The sequence below is a fragment of the Paenibacillus sp. G34 genome, assembly GCF_056856875.1.
Genome location: NZ_CM166469.1, coordinates 958409 through 975373, shown reverse-complemented (window position 1 = coordinate 975373; position 16965 = coordinate 958409). Strand labels below are relative to the sequence as shown.

At 47.8% G+C, this 16965-nt stretch carries 12 protein-coding genes; 8 read left to right on the top strand and 4 right to left on the bottom strand.

Features of this window, described 5'->3' with window-relative positions; genetic code table 11:
- Nucleotides 1-204: 204 nt before the first annotated feature.
- Together gnpA and AC1VYS_RS04365 are read right to left on the bottom strand one after the other, a co-directional pair.
- Complete coding sequence (gene gnpA, locus AC1VYS_RS04370) at nucleotides 205-2379, bottom strand: 1,3-beta-galactosyl-N-acetylhexosamine phosphorylase (protein WP_482913157.1); 2175 nt, start codon at nucleotides 2377-2379, stop codon at nucleotides 205-207.
- Between the two features lie 13 nt (nucleotides 2380-2392).
- A complete protein-coding gene (locus AC1VYS_RS04365; protein ID WP_482913156.1) occupies nucleotides 2393-3412 on the bottom strand; it encodes a glycoside hydrolase family 88/105 protein in 1020 nt (339 codons plus the stop codon).
- A 179-nt stretch (nucleotides 3413-3591) separates the two neighbouring features.
- Here AC1VYS_RS04365 and AC1VYS_RS04360 point away from each other — a divergent pair, with 179 nt between their 5' ends.
- The 4 genes from AC1VYS_RS04360 (at nucleotide 3592) to AC1VYS_RS04345 (ending at nucleotide 10729) form a co-directional block, all read left to right on the top strand.
- Nucleotides 3592-4566 carry an AraC family transcriptional regulator gene (locus AC1VYS_RS04360; RefSeq protein ID WP_482913155.1) on the top strand — a complete coding sequence of 325 codons (975 nt, stop codon included), beginning with the start codon at nucleotides 3592-3594 and terminating at the stop codon, nucleotides 4564-4566.
- Between the two features lie 143 nt (nucleotides 4567-4709).
- Nucleotides 4710-6269: an IS1182 family transposase gene (locus tag AC1VYS_RS04355; protein ID WP_482911585.1), complete on the top strand. Its 1560-nt coding sequence runs from the start codon at nucleotides 4710-4712 to the stop codon at nucleotides 6267-6269.
- A 213-nt stretch (nucleotides 6270-6482) separates the two neighbouring features.
- Nucleotides 6483-9620 (top strand): ATP-binding protein, encoded by a 3138-nt coding sequence (locus AC1VYS_RS04350; RefSeq protein WP_482913154.1) that lies wholly within the window; start codon nucleotides 6483-6485, stop codon nucleotides 9618-9620.
- Entirely contained in the window at nucleotides 9617-10729 is a 1113-nt protein-coding gene (locus tag AC1VYS_RS04345) for a response regulator (RefSeq protein WP_482913153.1), read from the top strand. The genes AC1VYS_RS04350 and AC1VYS_RS04345 overlap by 4 nt, the downstream gene beginning before the upstream one ends.
- 145 nt (nucleotides 10730-10874) lie before the next feature.
- Here AC1VYS_RS04345 and AC1VYS_RS04340 read toward each other — a convergent pair whose 3' ends face one another.
- Entirely contained in the window at nucleotides 10875-12047 is a 1173-nt protein-coding gene (locus AC1VYS_RS04340; RefSeq protein ID WP_482913152.1) for a DUF4317 domain-containing protein, read from the bottom strand.
- A 278-nt stretch (nucleotides 12048-12325) separates the two neighbouring features.
- On the opposite strand from AC1VYS_RS04340, the gene AC1VYS_RS04335 reads away from it, so the two are divergent.
- The 3 genes from AC1VYS_RS04335 (at nucleotide 12326) to AC1VYS_RS04325 (ending at nucleotide 14168) form a co-directional block, all read left to right on the top strand.
- Entirely contained in the window at nucleotides 12326-12406 is an 81-nt protein-coding gene (locus AC1VYS_RS04335) for a putative holin-like toxin (RefSeq protein WP_353056773.1), read from the top strand.
- 388 nt (nucleotides 12407-12794) lie between these two features.
- Nucleotides 12795-13964: a glycoside hydrolase family 27 protein gene (locus tag AC1VYS_RS04330; protein ID WP_482913151.1), complete on the top strand. Its 1170-nt coding sequence runs from the start codon at nucleotides 12795-12797 to the stop codon at nucleotides 13962-13964.
- Nucleotides 13965-14168 (top strand): hypothetical protein, encoded by a 204-nt coding sequence (locus AC1VYS_RS04325; RefSeq protein ID WP_154891664.1) that lies wholly within the window; start codon nucleotides 13965-13967, stop codon nucleotides 14166-14168.
- 137 nt (nucleotides 14169-14305) lie between these two features.
- Here the strand turns inward: AC1VYS_RS04325 and AC1VYS_RS04320 are convergent, their stop codons facing one another.
- On the bottom strand, nucleotides 14306-15121 hold the full coding sequence (locus AC1VYS_RS04320) for an AraC family transcriptional regulator (RefSeq protein ID WP_482913150.1): 816 nt from the start codon (nucleotides 15119-15121) through the stop codon (nucleotides 14306-14308).
- Nucleotides 15122-15320: 199 nt separating this feature from the next.
- Here AC1VYS_RS04320 and AC1VYS_RS04315 point away from each other — a divergent pair, with 199 nt between their 5' ends.
- Nucleotides 15321-16856: a carboxylesterase/lipase family protein gene (locus tag AC1VYS_RS04315; RefSeq protein ID WP_482913149.1), complete on the top strand. Its 1536-nt coding sequence runs from the start codon at nucleotides 15321-15323 to the stop codon at nucleotides 16854-16856.
- Nucleotides 16857-16965 lie beyond the last annotated feature (109 nt).

Here is a 16965-nt window from a genome sequence, read left to right as displayed (position 1 = left end):
CTTCAAGTTTTGACATAACTTTTCATTAGTCTAGCACATCAGGCGGTATGCCCATACATGTAACGTATGGCATTCAGCGATAAAATGCTGCATCGGTCATAGTAAAAAGCCCAAAGCTTTGCAGTGTATATACTGCGTGCCTTGAACTTTCTTGTGTCACACGAATCATTTGCCACTACGATGAAAGAACAACGGTAGCTGATGTTACACCGATGCCTGTGCCCCAATTCGAGTGATGACCGTATCAAATGGAGCGAGATGCAGGGTCTTCATCCCATATTCCGTGTCAATTGTTGCCGTCTGTGCTTGATCACTGTTGTTGATCACAACCAACTTGCCACTCTCGGGATAATACGCACACTCGGTAAGCACATTATCCGTAATGTACTTCGTATTATGCTGCTCGTTGCCCGCAAAGCGGATCAGATTAAGCAGTAGCCTTGCATTTGCCCAACTGAACTCAAAAGAGGACAGATAAATGCCGTTCCCTCTGCCAAAAGCATGCACAGACAACGTAATTTCGCCTTCTATTTCCTGTACTACCTCAGCCGTTCCATCGGTTAGATTGAGTTGCGGCTTACCTCTCACTGTTGCACCTTCCGGCATAAGATCATGCCGATCCTGCACATCATAGGCCCATTTTCCATGCACTACACGTGCACCTGTATCCTCATCAATCCCAAGCACATGGGCCATTCGGAAAAAGGTATCATACCCTTCCACCGCTGACGGCTGGTTGATGCCAATGAATGCGCCTCCATCGTGCACCCAACGGGTGAGCTGATCTACACATGCCGTGTCATGCCAGTGCTCGCCACCGCTCCATGCAAAACCGGCTCTTCCGGCATTAATGACGACATCCACCTCGTTCAGTACACCCTGGCGAATATCTTCAAAATCGATAAACCGTACGTCTACTGGCAGTCCAGATAACGCCTCATTCACATGAATCAAATCATGCATATACGTCTCATGGAAATGCCCCGACAACGTCCACGATCTCAACCTGCCCCAGCTATGGAGCACCGCCACCCGGGTCTGAAGCTGCACCGGTTGACCGGCCTGATGCAGCTCTTTGATCTCCCTGAACTCATCCGTGACCTTCTCGATATATTCCACAAAATCAGGATAAGGCTCCACCAAATGCAGGTATCCGCCCAGACCAATCCGGTCGATTTTCTCGCGCAGCAACGCGCGCCGGATGTTGATCCAGTAATTTTTTGCATCGAGTGTTGGGTTACCACCTTCCTTAAACGTTGGCAGTCCGCCGAGACCAACAGGAAACAGATACGGGTGAAGACGAATTTCATGTGTATCCACTTTGATGCCTGAGCACATTCTAGCCTCATACCCGGAGAAGACACATTTGATCATGCCATCGAAGCCAAACTCTACAAAGCGATCATTATACGGCTCCATACCCACCCAGCTATCGTCATAAAATACATAGGCCAGTTTGCCATGCTGATGCACGATATTAATCAGTTTTTGACCAAACTCAATGACAAAATCATTGATAAACGCCATCCAATCCAGCTTATGCTGCCCCGCAGGCATATGGCTGACCTGGTATTTCCCGCCATTCACAAAATCTTCTGCGGTGAGTGCATAGCCATATTTTTCAGCAAATAAATCGAGCGCTCTTGAACTCACCGTGAAATCATACGAGCCCCAGTCCGAGAACAGATGGCGGTTCCGTTCATCACTGCCCCAGATCCAGGCAAAATTATAGAAAAGCGACGTAAATCGAACAACCGTTGTTTCCGGGTGGGCAACGCACCACTTTTCCATCCAATCCAGCAGATAAGTCTGCGTGTCCTCATAGATGGGATCGATCTGCATCAGGTGCTCCTTGTCCCAGTGGTTGGTTGTATGGTTATACATGGAAATCTCTTCCCAGATGCGATAAACCATGAAACTTGCCGTGTATTTATGCCAAGGCGTAATGCCGGTAATGACCACGTTTCCCGATTCCCTTTCGTAGTTCCACTGGCTTCTCGGCACTTCCTGCCCCGTCGTCCGGTCATATACCTGCCAGTATTTCAATGCTTCCTTCGAATCGTTCACCCTGAACTGTTCGGCAAAAAAGTCCTCCATCAGATAGATGGAGATATAATCCTGCACCGCCACCTTGGGCTGGGTAACCAGAAAACATTGCTGTAGCTTATCGGAATTCCTCGATGCCCACGCATTATGATCCCGGATGATGCAGATGGTCGAATAAATGCCGTAACCTGCCTGTATGATCTCATCCGACAACTTGGTCCCGTCACTGTCACGGATGACATCTGCTCCCCAGCGTTCGGCCAGTTCCAGCGTTAATGCTTCGTAGCCCGATTCTCCCGGTAAAGTGAACGAGCCTTTGGTTGTTTTCGGCAATTCGGTCCCCCCCTTATCTCAACATGTCTGACAGAAAAGCGAGTGCCAATCCTTGCCCCCAACCCTGGCTCCAATCCTTCGGAATGTTGCGGTACCCATCGCGATCCTTCATCACAGCCGTCCCACCGGATACTCCTAACACACGCCCGTCTTCACTGATATTGCTCAACACGCCTTGCAGAGCCTTTTGCACATATTTCGTATGCAGCGGGTTGTCGTTATTGATCATAGCTGCGGCAATGCCACACGATGCAGAAACTTCCTCATATGATTCCGGATCATCCAGCACGGTACGCCACAATCCGTTTTCCGTCTGTAGCAACTTGAGGGCCGCAAGTTGATCACGCAATGAACACTCTACGTCCATACATTGTGGGTACAAGTACCACTCTTTAAGCTGCGGTTTCACTTGGGACATCGTGTAAGCTCCCCACGCATTCGCTCGTCCCCAGTAAAATCCGGACATGTGATCCTTGTTTACGTTGTTATAACCGTGGTACCACAAGCCAGTGCTAGGATCTTGGAGGTATTTGATATGCCAGTAATACTGATTCAGGGCATCCTGAATCATCGCTTCGTCTTTCAGCTTACTGCCCACTCGTAGCAGAAAAAAAGCCGCCATAAATAGCGTATCCGCCCAGGCCTGTTCGGGAAAATCATTCGATGTCGATACGGTATGTTGCAGCACGCGGTCGCCAAAGCGGAGCGCATGGTTTTGCAGATAATCCACTTTGCTCATTACGATATCCCAGTACTTCTGATCCCCGGTCTCTTCGTATAACGTGATCAGCACATGCCCCATCGCACATGTATTCACCGTCCAGCTAGGCAAACCCAGCTCTATATATTCATCCGCCCATTTCACCAGTCTATCCAGAATCTCCTGATCCCCTGTCGTTTGATAGGCTCTCGATACCCCGTAATAGGCTACGCCGCATGGCCAATCCCAAGTCAGATCCATATCCAGTGTTTTGCTCGTTACGTTCTGAATTACGTTTAAAATTTGTTCACGGTCGTATTTCACTTGCAGCATTGATATTCCCCTCTCATGCGCACACTTCTCAACATTTGAGTAAAAGAAGTGACCGTCCTGTGATGTAAACGCTTTACTTATTTCATTGTACGCAGTAAAATAGTCAGCATCTAAGCATATTCGCAACAAAACTGCGCAATTTCGATCATTTATAATCCGACGAATGGGAGCAGCTGAACATGCCCAAACCGAAGAAACCTATCATTGAATACCGCCACTATAGCTTGCCCATCGATTTTCCGGTTCTGTTGCTCAGCGGGGAGCGCTGGAAAATCTCAGATATCAAGAGTAAGCATCTGCATTTCCATAATCATATGGAGATCGGCATCTGTTATTCGGATGGCGGGGTGATGGAGATTAAGGGAGAACGTGTTCCATTCCGAGCTGGAGACGTCACATTTCTCCCACGTTATTTACCCCATACCACCTACAGTTCACCTAATACCGCAAGCAGGTGGGCTTATCTCTTTTTTTCACCGGAAGAACTGTTCCAACATTCATTAAAAATACAGCAGAGCACCCTGGAACCTAATCTCCACGTAATTCAAGCAAGCCGTTGTGTGTTACATAAAGATCAATATCCGAAGGTGTATACGCTGGCGACATCCATTGTAGAGGAGATCCAGCGCCAGTCCCCTTTTTACCGGGAAAGTGCATATGGACTTCTAATGTCGCTGTATATTGAATTGCTGCGTATCCAATCAAACGATGAGAACAATCACAACCGAAATCTACACCAGGAACCGGAACAGACACAAGAATCGGAGCTTCATAAGCGTCACCATGATCTCGTTATATCTCCTGCCCTGGAGTTCATTACGCGAAGTTATATGATGCCGGTGACGATTGACGAGCTTGCAGAGTTATGTCATCTGAGTACTACCCATTTTCGCCGTAAATTTCAAGAGATTATGGGTACGACACCGCTTGATTTCCTGAACAGCACACGTGTAGAAGAGGCCTGCAAACGATTAAAAAGTACCGATGCCTCCGTACTCTCGATTTCCGAGCAGGTCGGTTTCAGGTCTATCTCCAGCTTCAACCGCTGTTTCGCCAGATTAATCGGCGAGTCACCAAAGGCATGGCGTACAGGGGCTCATATGGAAGCCCAATCTGCCAAAGCATCCATTCTGGCATTTACAGGCTGGTTGTAATCTACATAATAAAAAAGGGGCTGTCCCATAAGTCATAAAAAAAACTTGGGATAGCCCTATTCTCCAAAATTATACAACAAAAAGAAACCGTTCTTTGGTAAAATGGAAGTGCGACCCACCATTTACAAAAGGAGACGGTTTCTTTGTACATTCAATATACCATGAATCAACTTTTCTTGCCAATGGATTTGGAGACAGATATCCCCGAAAATCACCTCGTCCGTGTTGTGAATGAGGCCGTCCATGGCCTGAGCGACTCCATTTTCAACGCCGCATACCCTGGTGGTGGTCGCCACAGCTATCATCCCAAAATGCTCACTAAAATCATCATTTACGCCTACACCCAGCGCATCTATTCTTCCCGGCAAATCGCCAAGGCGGTTCGCGAAAATATCATGTTCATGTGGCTCGCCGGGCGACAGCAGCCAGACTTCCGTACCATTAATCGCTTTCGTTCCGAGCGGATGAAAACGGTACTGGAAACTGTGTTTACCCATGTACTGGAGCTGCTGGTTCAGGAGCAATATGTATCCTTGGATCACTATTTTCTGGACGGAACCAAGCTTGAAGCGAGTGCGAATCGCTACACCTTTGTATGGAAAAAAGCCGTCGTTAAGCATCAGGCCAAGCTGCAAGAAAAAGTACATACCCTGTTTCAAGCCATCGAAGAAGCAGAAAACGAAGAAGATGCCCTCCACACGGGGGCGGATCTGCCTGAACTTGGTGAAACCTCGGCGCTCACAGCGGAAAAGCTGGAGCAAGCCGTCCAGCAATTGGAGGAAAAACTCAGCGAAAAAACCAAGGACAAAACACTCAAGAAAGCGGTGCGCCAGTTGCGAAAGGACTTGCTGCCCCGGCTGCACAAATACGAGCATCAAATCCAAACGGCTGGTGAGCGAAACAGCTACAGTAAAACCGATCCGGACGCCACCTTCATGCGAATGAAAGAGGACCACATGCGAAATGGTCAATTGAAACCGGGATACAATGTGCAGATCGGAACAGAAAATCAGTTTGTTTTGGGTTACAGTGTGCATCAGCGGCCCACGGACACCAAATGTCTGAAGCCCCATCTGGATCATCTGGAAGAAATGCTTGGCCAAAGACCCAAGATCGTCATTGCCGATGCTGGGTATGGTAGTGAGGAAAATTACAGCTATATGGAAGAAAAAAATATCCAAGGGATCGTCAAATACGGGACGTATCACAAAGAAAAAACAAAGGCTTTTAGGCAAGCCATTGGTAAAGTCGACAACTGGGATTACAATGAAACGTCAGATACATGGACTTGTGCGGCAGGACAGACGTTGCATTTCCGGGTTGAAAACCGATCGGAAACGGAGAGCGGCTACACGATTCGAACCCGTCATTACCGGAGTGAGGATTGTAGCCAGTGCCCCTTGAAATCGACATGCACCAAGGCTCAAGGTAACCGAGAGATTGCGGTCAGCATGACCTACATGCGGCAAAAAAACGAGATGCGAGAGCGGTTGCGTAGTGAGGAAGGATATACGCTTTCCGTTCGGCGCATGATCGAGCCAGAAAGTGTGTTTGGACAGCTCAAAAACAATCGGGGATTCCGAAGATTCCTGCTTCGCGGCTTGCAAAAAGTAAGCCTGGAGGTCGGGTGGCTTTGCCTTGCTCACAATCTGCTTAAAAAAGCTACACTGACGGAAAAACGAAAAAAGGACAAAGCAGGATGAGCTTCTGCTTTGTCCTTTTTGGACGTATCGGTGTTATATCTCTTCACCGATGTGTGATTTTAGGGGCTTTTGAGACAGCCCCTTTTTGTCGTACAATAAACAAAAAATAAACAAGATAATTGTCGAAATTCATTTGCACCCCCTGGGGATATCCGCTACAATTCCGATAGAATACTAGAGATGATTGGTAATCTCCCAAAGGAGCAGCAAAACGTGTTATTACGAATTTCAGGTGTTGTTCTCACCGTGATACTTGCTGTTACGTTGCTGGTTCTATCCACCGCAAGAGAACCGCAAGCTGCCGCGCTTCATGCCCGTCAAGGCATTCTGGATCTATCAACCTGGAACCCAAAGCTAGACGATCGCATCAGGCTAGACGGAGAATGGGAATTTTATTGGAAAAGGCTACTGCCAGCTCCAGCTCATACCGCGGATCCAAAACAACAAGGAACACCAGCATCCCCTGATGCTTATGCCAAGGTTCCCGGTACTTGGGGCCCCGTTCGGGTAGGGGATGAACGATTACCGTCCTACGGTTTTGCTACATACCGGCTTGTCCTGCGCAATACCCCCGTTGAAGGCACTCTTGCCATCAAGAAGAGCAACATCCGTTTCGCCAGCGAAATTTACGTGAATGGCACCAAACTGTTGGAAGACGGTCAAGCCGTGGAAAAAACAGCGGGGTACACTGCAGGCAATTCACCACAAATCGGTTTTTTCCCGTATCATGGCGGCGACATAGAGATACTGGTTCGAGTCGCTAACTATGACTATCCCAATGCAGGCATCTCAGGCCCCCTTTTTTTGGGGGAACAGGCTGCCATGTTAAAAAGCCATCAGAACCGCACAGCCATTGAACTGGCAACTTTGGCTGTACTGGCTACCATATCCATCATTTTTCTCATCAGTTATTTGGGATCTGCCCTATATCGAAACCGGGACGACTCCTTGCTACTACTAGGCCTTATATGCCTGTTATATGCCCTCTACAATGGTATGATCAGTGAACGGGTATTGGCAGCAACAAGCACAGATCTTTCATTTAGTACGTTATATAAATTAAAAGATTTTTGCTCCGTTGCCTGTCTCGGCTTGCTGATCTTTTATTTCTACCGTTTCAGGAAAGGCATGTTCTCGGGGGCGATTACCTCTGTAACCCTATTTATTTTTGGCGCATATATCAGTTTGCTCGTACTCTTTCCTATCTCCGTCTATGTGTTAGCTGCACCTTATGTTATCGGACTGTACACGTTGATTCTGCTATGGCTTTTGGTGCAATGTGCTTTGAGGTTTGTGCTTAGCGAGAAAGGAGAACGGTTATCAAGCTTTCTATGGTACGCAGCCATGCTCTGTATCACGCTTTACTGTCTGGACATCAACCTGTTCTCGATCTCACTCAAAGAAAACGTTAATATCGGGCAGGTATGTATCGTACTGTTCAGCATCCTGATGTTATTTCTAGCCGTCCTGCGGCTCTTCGAGGCCTACCTTACGGTTCGATCTCTGAAGGATCAGCTTCTCCTGCTCGATCAGGTTAAGGATGATTTTCTATCCAACACATCGCATGAGCTCAAAACACCGCTCAACGCCATCGTTAATATTAGTGAAAGTCTGCTCAAAGGTTCGGAAGGCCCGCTCACCGATGAACAAGCACATAATCTGGCGATTGTGACGGGCAGTGGCCGACGTTTGACGTACCTGGTGGATGAGCTGCTGGACTATTCCAAAATGAAGCATGGAGACATCTCGCTGCACCGCTCAGCCACAGACCTGTCCTCCTATGTCGAATCAGTGTTGCGCATGCACTCCTTCCTGCTAGGTACCAAAAAGGTGGAACTGATCAACGATATCCCTGCCTATTTCCCGGCAATTTATGCTGACGGGAATCGTCTTGTTCAGATTCTGCACAATCTGATCGGCAATGCTGTCAAATTCACGGAACAGGGTTCTGTCCGGATAAGTGCTACACTCGTCCAGGGAAAAGCAGCACTGCGCATTACCGATACGGGACGTGGCATCAGCCCCGATAAGTTGGAACATATCTTCCTGCCATTTGAACAGGAAGCAGATGACGGGCCTATGGTTGCCGGAGGCACAGGTCTGGGTCTAAGCATCACGCGCAAGCTTGTTGAGATGCACGGCGGAACCATTCACGCCGAATCAACGCTGGGTCAAGGCGCCACATTTATTTTGACGTTCCCACTGGCTGAAGGTAAAAAAGAGAAACGTGCCAACGTGACGCCTTTCAGCATGGCGCCTACGGTTTCGGGAAATCGAGAACTGAGGTATGAAGAACCTGTCATTATGCAAGGGGTACGGAATGAGTGGATTCTCGTGGTTGACGATGATGCAGCCAATCTGCAAACCATCGTGGGTCTACTGAAGCTGGAAGGGTACAGTTATGCCGTTACATCCCGTTCTCAATCGGTAATGATGTTGCTAGACAAGCTTCCTGCCGTGCATCTGGTGATTGCCGATATCATGATGCCAGGTATGTCGGGGTATGAACTGCTCGACCGGATTCGGGAGCGCTTCTCCCCTTCCGAACTGCCCGTGCTCATGCTAACAGCAGGCAATAAAGCTCATCAATTAAAGCTTGCACTGGAGAAAGGTGCCAATGATTTTGTATCCAAGCCTTTTGAATCGGAGGAATTGCTTGCACGAATCGGAGGTCTAACCCGGATGAAAACATCCGTTCAGGCTGCACGAAATGCCGAAATTTCCTTTTTGCGCTCCCAGATTAACCCGCACTTTCTATATAACGCATTGAACGCCATTGCCGAATTATGTGTGGATGCGCCAGATGAGGCAGAACGATTGATTTTACAATTATCCAGTTATTTGCGGGGCAGTGTTCACTTCAAACATCTGGATTCCAAGACAAGCCTGGAGAACGAACTGGGTATGATCGAGGCCTATGTAGCCATTGAACAGGCACGCTTCGGATCAAGGCTCGAAGTCATTATCGATGTGGATGCTGATGTGGATCGAACTATGCCGATTCCGCCGCTCATCCTGCAGCCCTTGATCGAAAATGCTATTCGGCATGGTCTGATGTCCCGTGTTGGCGGCGGCCGTGTGATGCTGTCTATTCGTAATCTCAGCGAAACGGAAACTAGGTTTACCATTGAAGACAACGGCATAGGTATGACGAAACAGAAAATGAAAGAGATCCGCCAAGTCGCCGACGGTAGCACAGGTGTCGGTTTATGGAATATATCCAGCAGACTCAAACTGCTGTACAACAGGGATTTTCGGATGGAAAGCCATGATGGAGAAGGAACACGTATTACGCTCGATCTTCCCATTCAACACCAGAGCATGAAGGGTAACGGGAGGGACTTTACATGATAAAAGTAATTATCGTAGACGATGAGGATCTATCGCTCAAACGCCTAAAACGGATCTTGACTGAAAGTGGAGTTATTGAGGTATGTGAAGTATTCCATGACCCGGAGAAAGCTTGCGAATATGCTGCAAGTCACAGTTTTGATGCTGCTTTTCTGGATATTACCATGCCACGAATCTCAGGGATGCAACTGATCGGCGAATTGCGCAAGCATCACGCCTCCCTTCCGATTGTGCTGGTCACAGGATATGAGGAATATGCGATACAGGCTTTTGAAAAAGAAGTCATTGACTATATCATCAAACCTGTGACAGCCGAGCGTGTGAGCCGTACGATTCAGCGCTTGCAGCAGCTTCTCCGCAACACAGCTATCTCATCGGAGCCGGTTTCCCCACCTCCTCGTCTTACTGTGCGTATGTTTGGCGATTTTACTGTGCTCGATGGAGCGAATGTAGACACTCCTGTGAAACTACGAACGCCTAAAACAGAGGAATTGCTGGCATTCCTTCTATGTGCGAAGTCGACGAGCCGTGATGTACTGGCTGATACGTTATGGAAAGACCTCAGTCCACAGAAAGCCTGGACTAATATCAACTCAACGCTGTACTACGTCAGGCGTGCGGTTGGGGATAATAGCGATGTTCCTCTTATCCAGAAAGACCGAAACGGGATTCGTATTGACCGTGATTCCATCGATTGTGATCTGTATGAGTTTGAAGCGTTATTTCGCCAGATCCGTCAAACTTCAACCTATTCACCTGAGATGTTCGAAAGAATAGACACCTTGTATCGGGGTGAGCTTTTGAAAGGGCGGCATTATGAATGGGCACTCGCATGGTCAAGACAGCTCGAGATGGACTTCATCACAATAATGGAAACAGCTGCTCAATATCATATCGGGCAAAAACAGCCCCTGCGGACACTGCATTATTTGGATCGCATCCTTCAAATGGATTCTATTCGGGAGGATATTCACCGTGAGAAGATTGTGATATATCTTTCACTGGGGCGGCGGACTGAAGCCCAGTGGCAATACCAGCTTCTTGAGGAATTGCTTCAAGAAGAATTGGGCTCCCGCCCAGCAGCTGATATCCAGCAGTTGTTGAATTAATCCTAACTGAGCCAGACATAGAGACAGACCTAAGACAATTAAAGCCCAAGCATAACGGAATGACCGCATGCTTGGGCTTTTTGATGTTTAAGTTGAATTAAGTTTTGTTTTGTCTAGTAGAACTTAATTTACGTTTGAAGTTAAGTTACAGATTCTCTGTAGCCAGCGTAAACCCTTCAATCACTGCATCTTCATCCACTTCAATCATGATACAACGTCTTCCCTGGTAGTTGACTTGTCTCACATATTTGAGATCCTGCGGACTAATCGAAATGGTCGCCACCTTGGTATCGATTTTGATGGACTTGGAAGTGTACTTCGGCATCACGCTGTTTGCCTTAAGCTCATAGTTTTTATTGTCTACGATCGTCTCAAAAGCACGCTCCACCTTCTCGGTGGTCAGTTCTTCCACGCCGCTCGCCGTAAGCAGACGTTCCACATCTTTGTAATCTAGCTTCGGTGGCTCTTCCTCATGTGATTCCTCGTTCACTTCAATGACCCGGTTAATCTCTTCATACACATGGGCCAGCGTGGTGGCATCCATCTGCTCACCCGTGATCTCTTTGACGATATCTTCGAATATCGCCCGCTCCTCCAGTGCCGTTACAGAGCGCTCACCATTCAGCACATTTTCTACAAAATGAGGGTCTGGGAAATTGGATTTTCCTGTGCAATACAGCACACGGTTTACATCCGAATAGTTGTCCGTCACGCTTGGATACAGGAATCCCTGCTCCGGCGTACTCAATTTGATGATCGGATCAACGATGATGTTGTACTTGAATTCCCTTTCCACATAATCAAACAGCATCGTCTTCCGCTGTTTCTCCGTGGAATTCATGCTGCACAGGATGAAGGGATGAGCAAACACCTCATTTTTCTCGCTTTCCTCCGTTGCTTCATTTCTCGCTTGGGTTGGCAGATAATACTGCCCTTTGATAAACGTAACGACCATATCCCGTTCATATTTGGCATCGGCCATCATACGCTCCACGAGTGTGAGCATCAGATCCTGCCACTCATCCGGGTCACCTGTAACGAGGGCCTGGTGAAGCATAACCTGTGCTGGCTCCTCCGCCTCTTCCTGGAATTTCAGTTCGAACAGTTTCTGATCCAGTTCGCCTGTCAGCAATTTTTTGAAATTACCCATGTATAACTCTTGCTTCTCCCGATCCACCAGTTCAAAAGGGTGGCGTTCCCAGTGATAGATTTCATTGGTTTCTTTCGTAATATAGACATTCAGGATGTCGTAAATGTTCAGCAGGTCATGATCCAGCTTGAATTGTTTGCGAATGTGCGCGACTTCTTTTTTATTCATGATTCGTTAGACAACTCCTCAAGTAAATTGGCTTTACAAGTATAAACGATAAAAAAAAGCTTCGCCAGAAGGAGGTTTAATGTTAGAGGTTTTGTACAGGACATAGCCCTGTAAAATAGCAAAAACACACCTTTATAGGCGCGTATTCTAGACGATCTATACTAGACTGTACTTGCTTGGTAACAGTTCAAATACCAGGAAATATGTGGTACAATCACATAGCAATGGAAAGGCTATATGGGCGGTCGGCTAATCTCCCGGAAGGGAGGTGATGCCTTGTGACAGTATTTGAATCCTTGATGCTGATGCTAACCTTTGGTTTGCTGATTACAGCACTACTGTCCAATAAAGACAAGTAGACCGCCCCCCTGCTAAGGATGCGGTCTACCAATTGATTCGTACCTCTGCTTGAAAGCCTACCGCCCTTAAAAGCGGCTATTGCATGGAGAGTCGTGTTAGCGCACGGCTCTTTCTGCATTATAAGCTCTTTCTGCCCTTATTATAACATGGTGATTTGATATTTCAATTGGTACAGCTCCATTAATTCCTAGCTCATTTCCTTTCAATTGATTAACCTAAACAACATCTGTCCATGTCCAAGCAACGTGAAGCTATGGTTGAAACGCACTTAATCCGTTAAGTTCATGATAGTTATTTATGATAATTATTCACGCCTATTTGTAGGATGGAAAAGATGGCATTACGTTATTTTCAAAAAACAGGACAAGGAAGGAAGCGAGTCAGATCATGAGTATTAACACCAATGCAATGATGGGATTTGCCCCTGCGCTGGGCTGGAATTCATGGAATACGTTTACGTGGGACATCAATGAGCAATTGATTCGGGATGTTGCCGATGTGTTTGTAACGGAAGGTTACCAGGACGCCGGGTACGAGTACATTGTCATTGACGATTGCTGGAGCTTGAAGGAGCGAGATGCGGACGGCAATCTGGTCGTAGACCTTGCCAAATTCCCGAGTGGAATGAAGGCGCTTGCAGATTATATCCACGACAAAGGCCTGAAGTTTGGCATGTACTCCTGTGTCGGAACACATACTTGTGCTGGATATCCAGGCAGCTTCGAGCATGAATTTCAGGATGCAGCATTATTCGCCGAGTGGGGCGTGGATTATTTAAAATATGACTACTGCTTCAAGCCGCGCCACGTCTCGGGTGAATTGTTATACAAACGCATGAGTCTTGCGCTCAAAAACTGCGGCCGCGATATTCTTTTCTCCGCCTGCAACTGGGGTGAGGACAACGTCTACGAATGGATTCGCGAATCAGGTGCGCATATGTACCGCTCCACCGGAGATATTCGCGACAATTGGGATTCGGTCAAAGAACTGGCTCTTTCACAGCTCGGAAAACAAAGCTATACCGGCTCCTTCTGCCACAATGATATGGATATGCTCATCGTTGGCATGTACGGCGGAAGTAACAATGACTTTATCGGTAGCATTGGTGGCTGCAACGATATTGAATACAAAACCCATTTCTCCCTCTGGTCGATGATGGGTTCACCGCTTATGATTGGGTGTGATGTGCGCAAAGCCAATCAGGTTACCAAGGACATTTTGCTGAATCCCGATCTGCTTGCCATTAATCAGGACGCAGAGGCACGCGGGGCTTACCGCATCAAACCTGAGCCGCAATGGTTCCATACCGATGATGTATTCATGCTCGTAAAGGTACTTACGGACGGTGATCTGGCGATTGGTTTCTTCAATCTGAGCGACAGCCAGCGCGAACTGTCCCTGCAATTTTGGGATATGGGATTGCCTTACGCATCAGGTTACTCCCTGTCCCTCTATGACTGCTGGGAGCACAAGGAACTCGGTGTATTCCGCGAGCGTTACGCTCCCGTCGTAGCGGCCCATGATTGTCTCGTCGTGCGAGCCAAACTGGTGAAATAAATGGCACAAAGCCGGCTGTGCACAACCTGTCAGGTTCCGCTCACTTCCGACGATGTCGGCATCTATCTAAAATTAGTCTCGCTAACAGCCCGGCAATTTGTCTGCATCGATTGTCTCGGGGTGAAGCTGAATTGCGGACGGGAGCCGATTGAGAAACTGATTCGGTACTTCCGCGAGTCTGGAAATTGTGCTCTTTTTCGCTAAACCCGATCTTTAATCTATCTTACTATATAAGCTGAACTGAAGATTTTACACAGTCCACTCGGATGACAGAATAAACCCTTCAAGCGCTGTTAGCGGCGTACCGACTCACTCGCGTACTGAACCGAAGCTATCTTAGCCTAACGTTTTGCTTGTTTCTGGTGCAACATCATGTAGGCTGATGGCGTATGTGATGTTGCCTTTTTGAATACTCTGGAAAAATAAAGCGGATCATTATATCCTACCGAATATGCTATGGATTGAATGGACAATTGAGATGACTCAAGGAGCTCGCAGGCACGCCGGATACGACATGCCGTGATGTACGTTGACACCGATTGACCTGTAGCTTCTTTGAACCTGCGAAATAAATAGCTTCGCTCCAGATTTACGGCCTGTACAATCTCTGCCACCGTCAGGGACAATTGCCAGTAGTTTTGCTCGATATAGGTTTTTGCCATCCATACCTCATCTCTGGTTTCTGTCTGCTTCTCACTCGGGAAAAATTCCATGTAATAGGACAGTAACAGCTGCAAACGTGCATCCGCTCTTAATACTTCACTTGGTGATGCACCTGCATTCCAGGCCAAATGAAACCATGGCTCCATCGTTTCCGGTGCAACTGGCAGTACAGGGTGCTTAACCGATAGTTGTGTCATATCTACGATTCGCCCCGCGTCTCGTCCGTTGAACTCGATCCATACGTACTCCCACGGGTCCGCCGGATCGGGGTAGTAATAGATTTCTTTTTGCGGAAAAAGGATAAAGCTCTCCCCGGCACCCAGCCGAAAATGCCGTCCGTCGGTTTCCAGTGTGCCCTGCCCTCGAATGATAAAATGTAGTGCATAGACGTCACGCACGCCGGGTCCCCACTTGTGAAGATTGACCGGTTTATGTCCGCCGCTGATAAAATAAACCTGGCTCACCCTGCTCCTGTCTCGCCATAATGAGTCCACTCCCAGCACCTCCATTTGTGATAACAGTCATTATATATCATTATGAGGGGGTATTGGTTTAATTTCGATGCTGGAAACAACGCTTCAAGTTGCTTATGATAGAGACAGAGGGCATACCGCCCAGCAGATTTGTAAGCGCAACCAAACATCTTGGATCGACATACATGAACGATGTTCAATTCAGAGAGGAGAATGTTGTGTGCTTAGAACTGTTACGGTCGAAAATGGTCAAGTTCAGGGATTGCCTGCCGCAGATCCACGTATTACAAGCTTTAAAGGTATTCCGTTCGCCGCGCCCCCTGTAGGCCGGAATCGCTGGCGTGCGCCACAGCCTGCTTCCGATTGGGATGGTGTACTACAAGCCTTTGATTTTGCACCGACCTCCATGCAGGCACCAACTGTCATTGATGATAATAACATTTACACAAGGGAATGGGCTGTTGATCCCGATCTGCCGATGAATGAAGATTGTCTGTATCTAAATGTATGGACACCTGCCAAACGAACAGATGAGAAGCTGCCTGTCTTTGTCTGGTATTTCGGTGGTGGACTCCAAGTGGGACACACGGCCGAGATGGAATTCGACGGTGAACGCATTGCACGCAGAGGCATTGTGGTTGTGACCATCAATTACCGCTTGAATGCATTTGGCTTCTTGTGTCACCCCGAGATTAGTGCCGAGTCACCGCATGCACCGGCAAACTTTGGACATCTGGATCAGCAGGCAGGAACAGCCTGGGTAAAACGTAACATTGCTGCGTTCGGTGGTGACCCGGATCAAATTACAATCGGGGGACAGTCTGCTGGCGGTGGCAGCGTTCTTAGTCAGATGACGTCTCCGCAAAACAAAGACCTATTTCAGCGCGCTGTCATCATGAGCGGTATAGCAACAGAGCTGTATCCGAACGTTCCTGTGCCTGCCGTTCGCAGTACGCTACGGGATGCCGAGCAGAAAGGCGTTGAATTCTTCGGTTTTCTGGGGGTAGCTTCACTGGAGGAAGCCAGACAGATGGATGCCCTTACTTTACGGGATAAAATCCTCGAATTTCGAAGCTTCTGGGGAACGGTCATTGATGATCAATTCTGTATAGGCGATCCGTTCACACGCTTCATGCAACATAAGCGTGAACTTGTTCCCGTCATGCTTGGGCATACATCCTCCGAGTTCTGGACCAAGCCTGCGGTAAGCAGTGTGGAGGAACTGAAACAGATGGCTACAGAGCTATTTGGCGAGGATGCTCCTGCCTTCTTAGAGCGATGTGAAGCCGGTACTGGCGATCTGGATCATGCCTTACAACTGGCTTCTGTGCGCATGATTGAACATGCCATTCAGCTGGTAATCCGCTCTAATAGCGGTCATCCGTCGGAAACACCACTCTATTATTATAATTTCGACGCAGAGATTCCGGGCTGGGATCAGCCAGGCACGTTCCATTCGGTTGATCTATGGTTCTTTTTTGAGACACTCGCCAAATGCTGGCGCCCTTTCACGGGTAAACATTATGATCTGGCACGCCAGATGTGCAATTATCTATCGAATTTCATTGCGACAGGTGATCCTAATGGCTTGGATTCCACCGGTAAACCTCTACCCTACTGGATTCCGAGCAGTACCGAGCAGCCATATCGTATGGAATTTGGTGATCTGGCCCAGCTGCAGCGTGCCGTACCGGAACCTGTGCTTGAATTAGTGATTGAATCCTTTTTCAAAAAGCAAAATGAACCTGTGGTTTAATACGTGTAGCATTTTCTCCTCTGAAGGCTGTGCGGTCACGCATGGCCCTCTTCTTTCCGAGCTGATTATCTTAGTGGAGATCACTTTTGTTAGCCAATTTGCACACTAT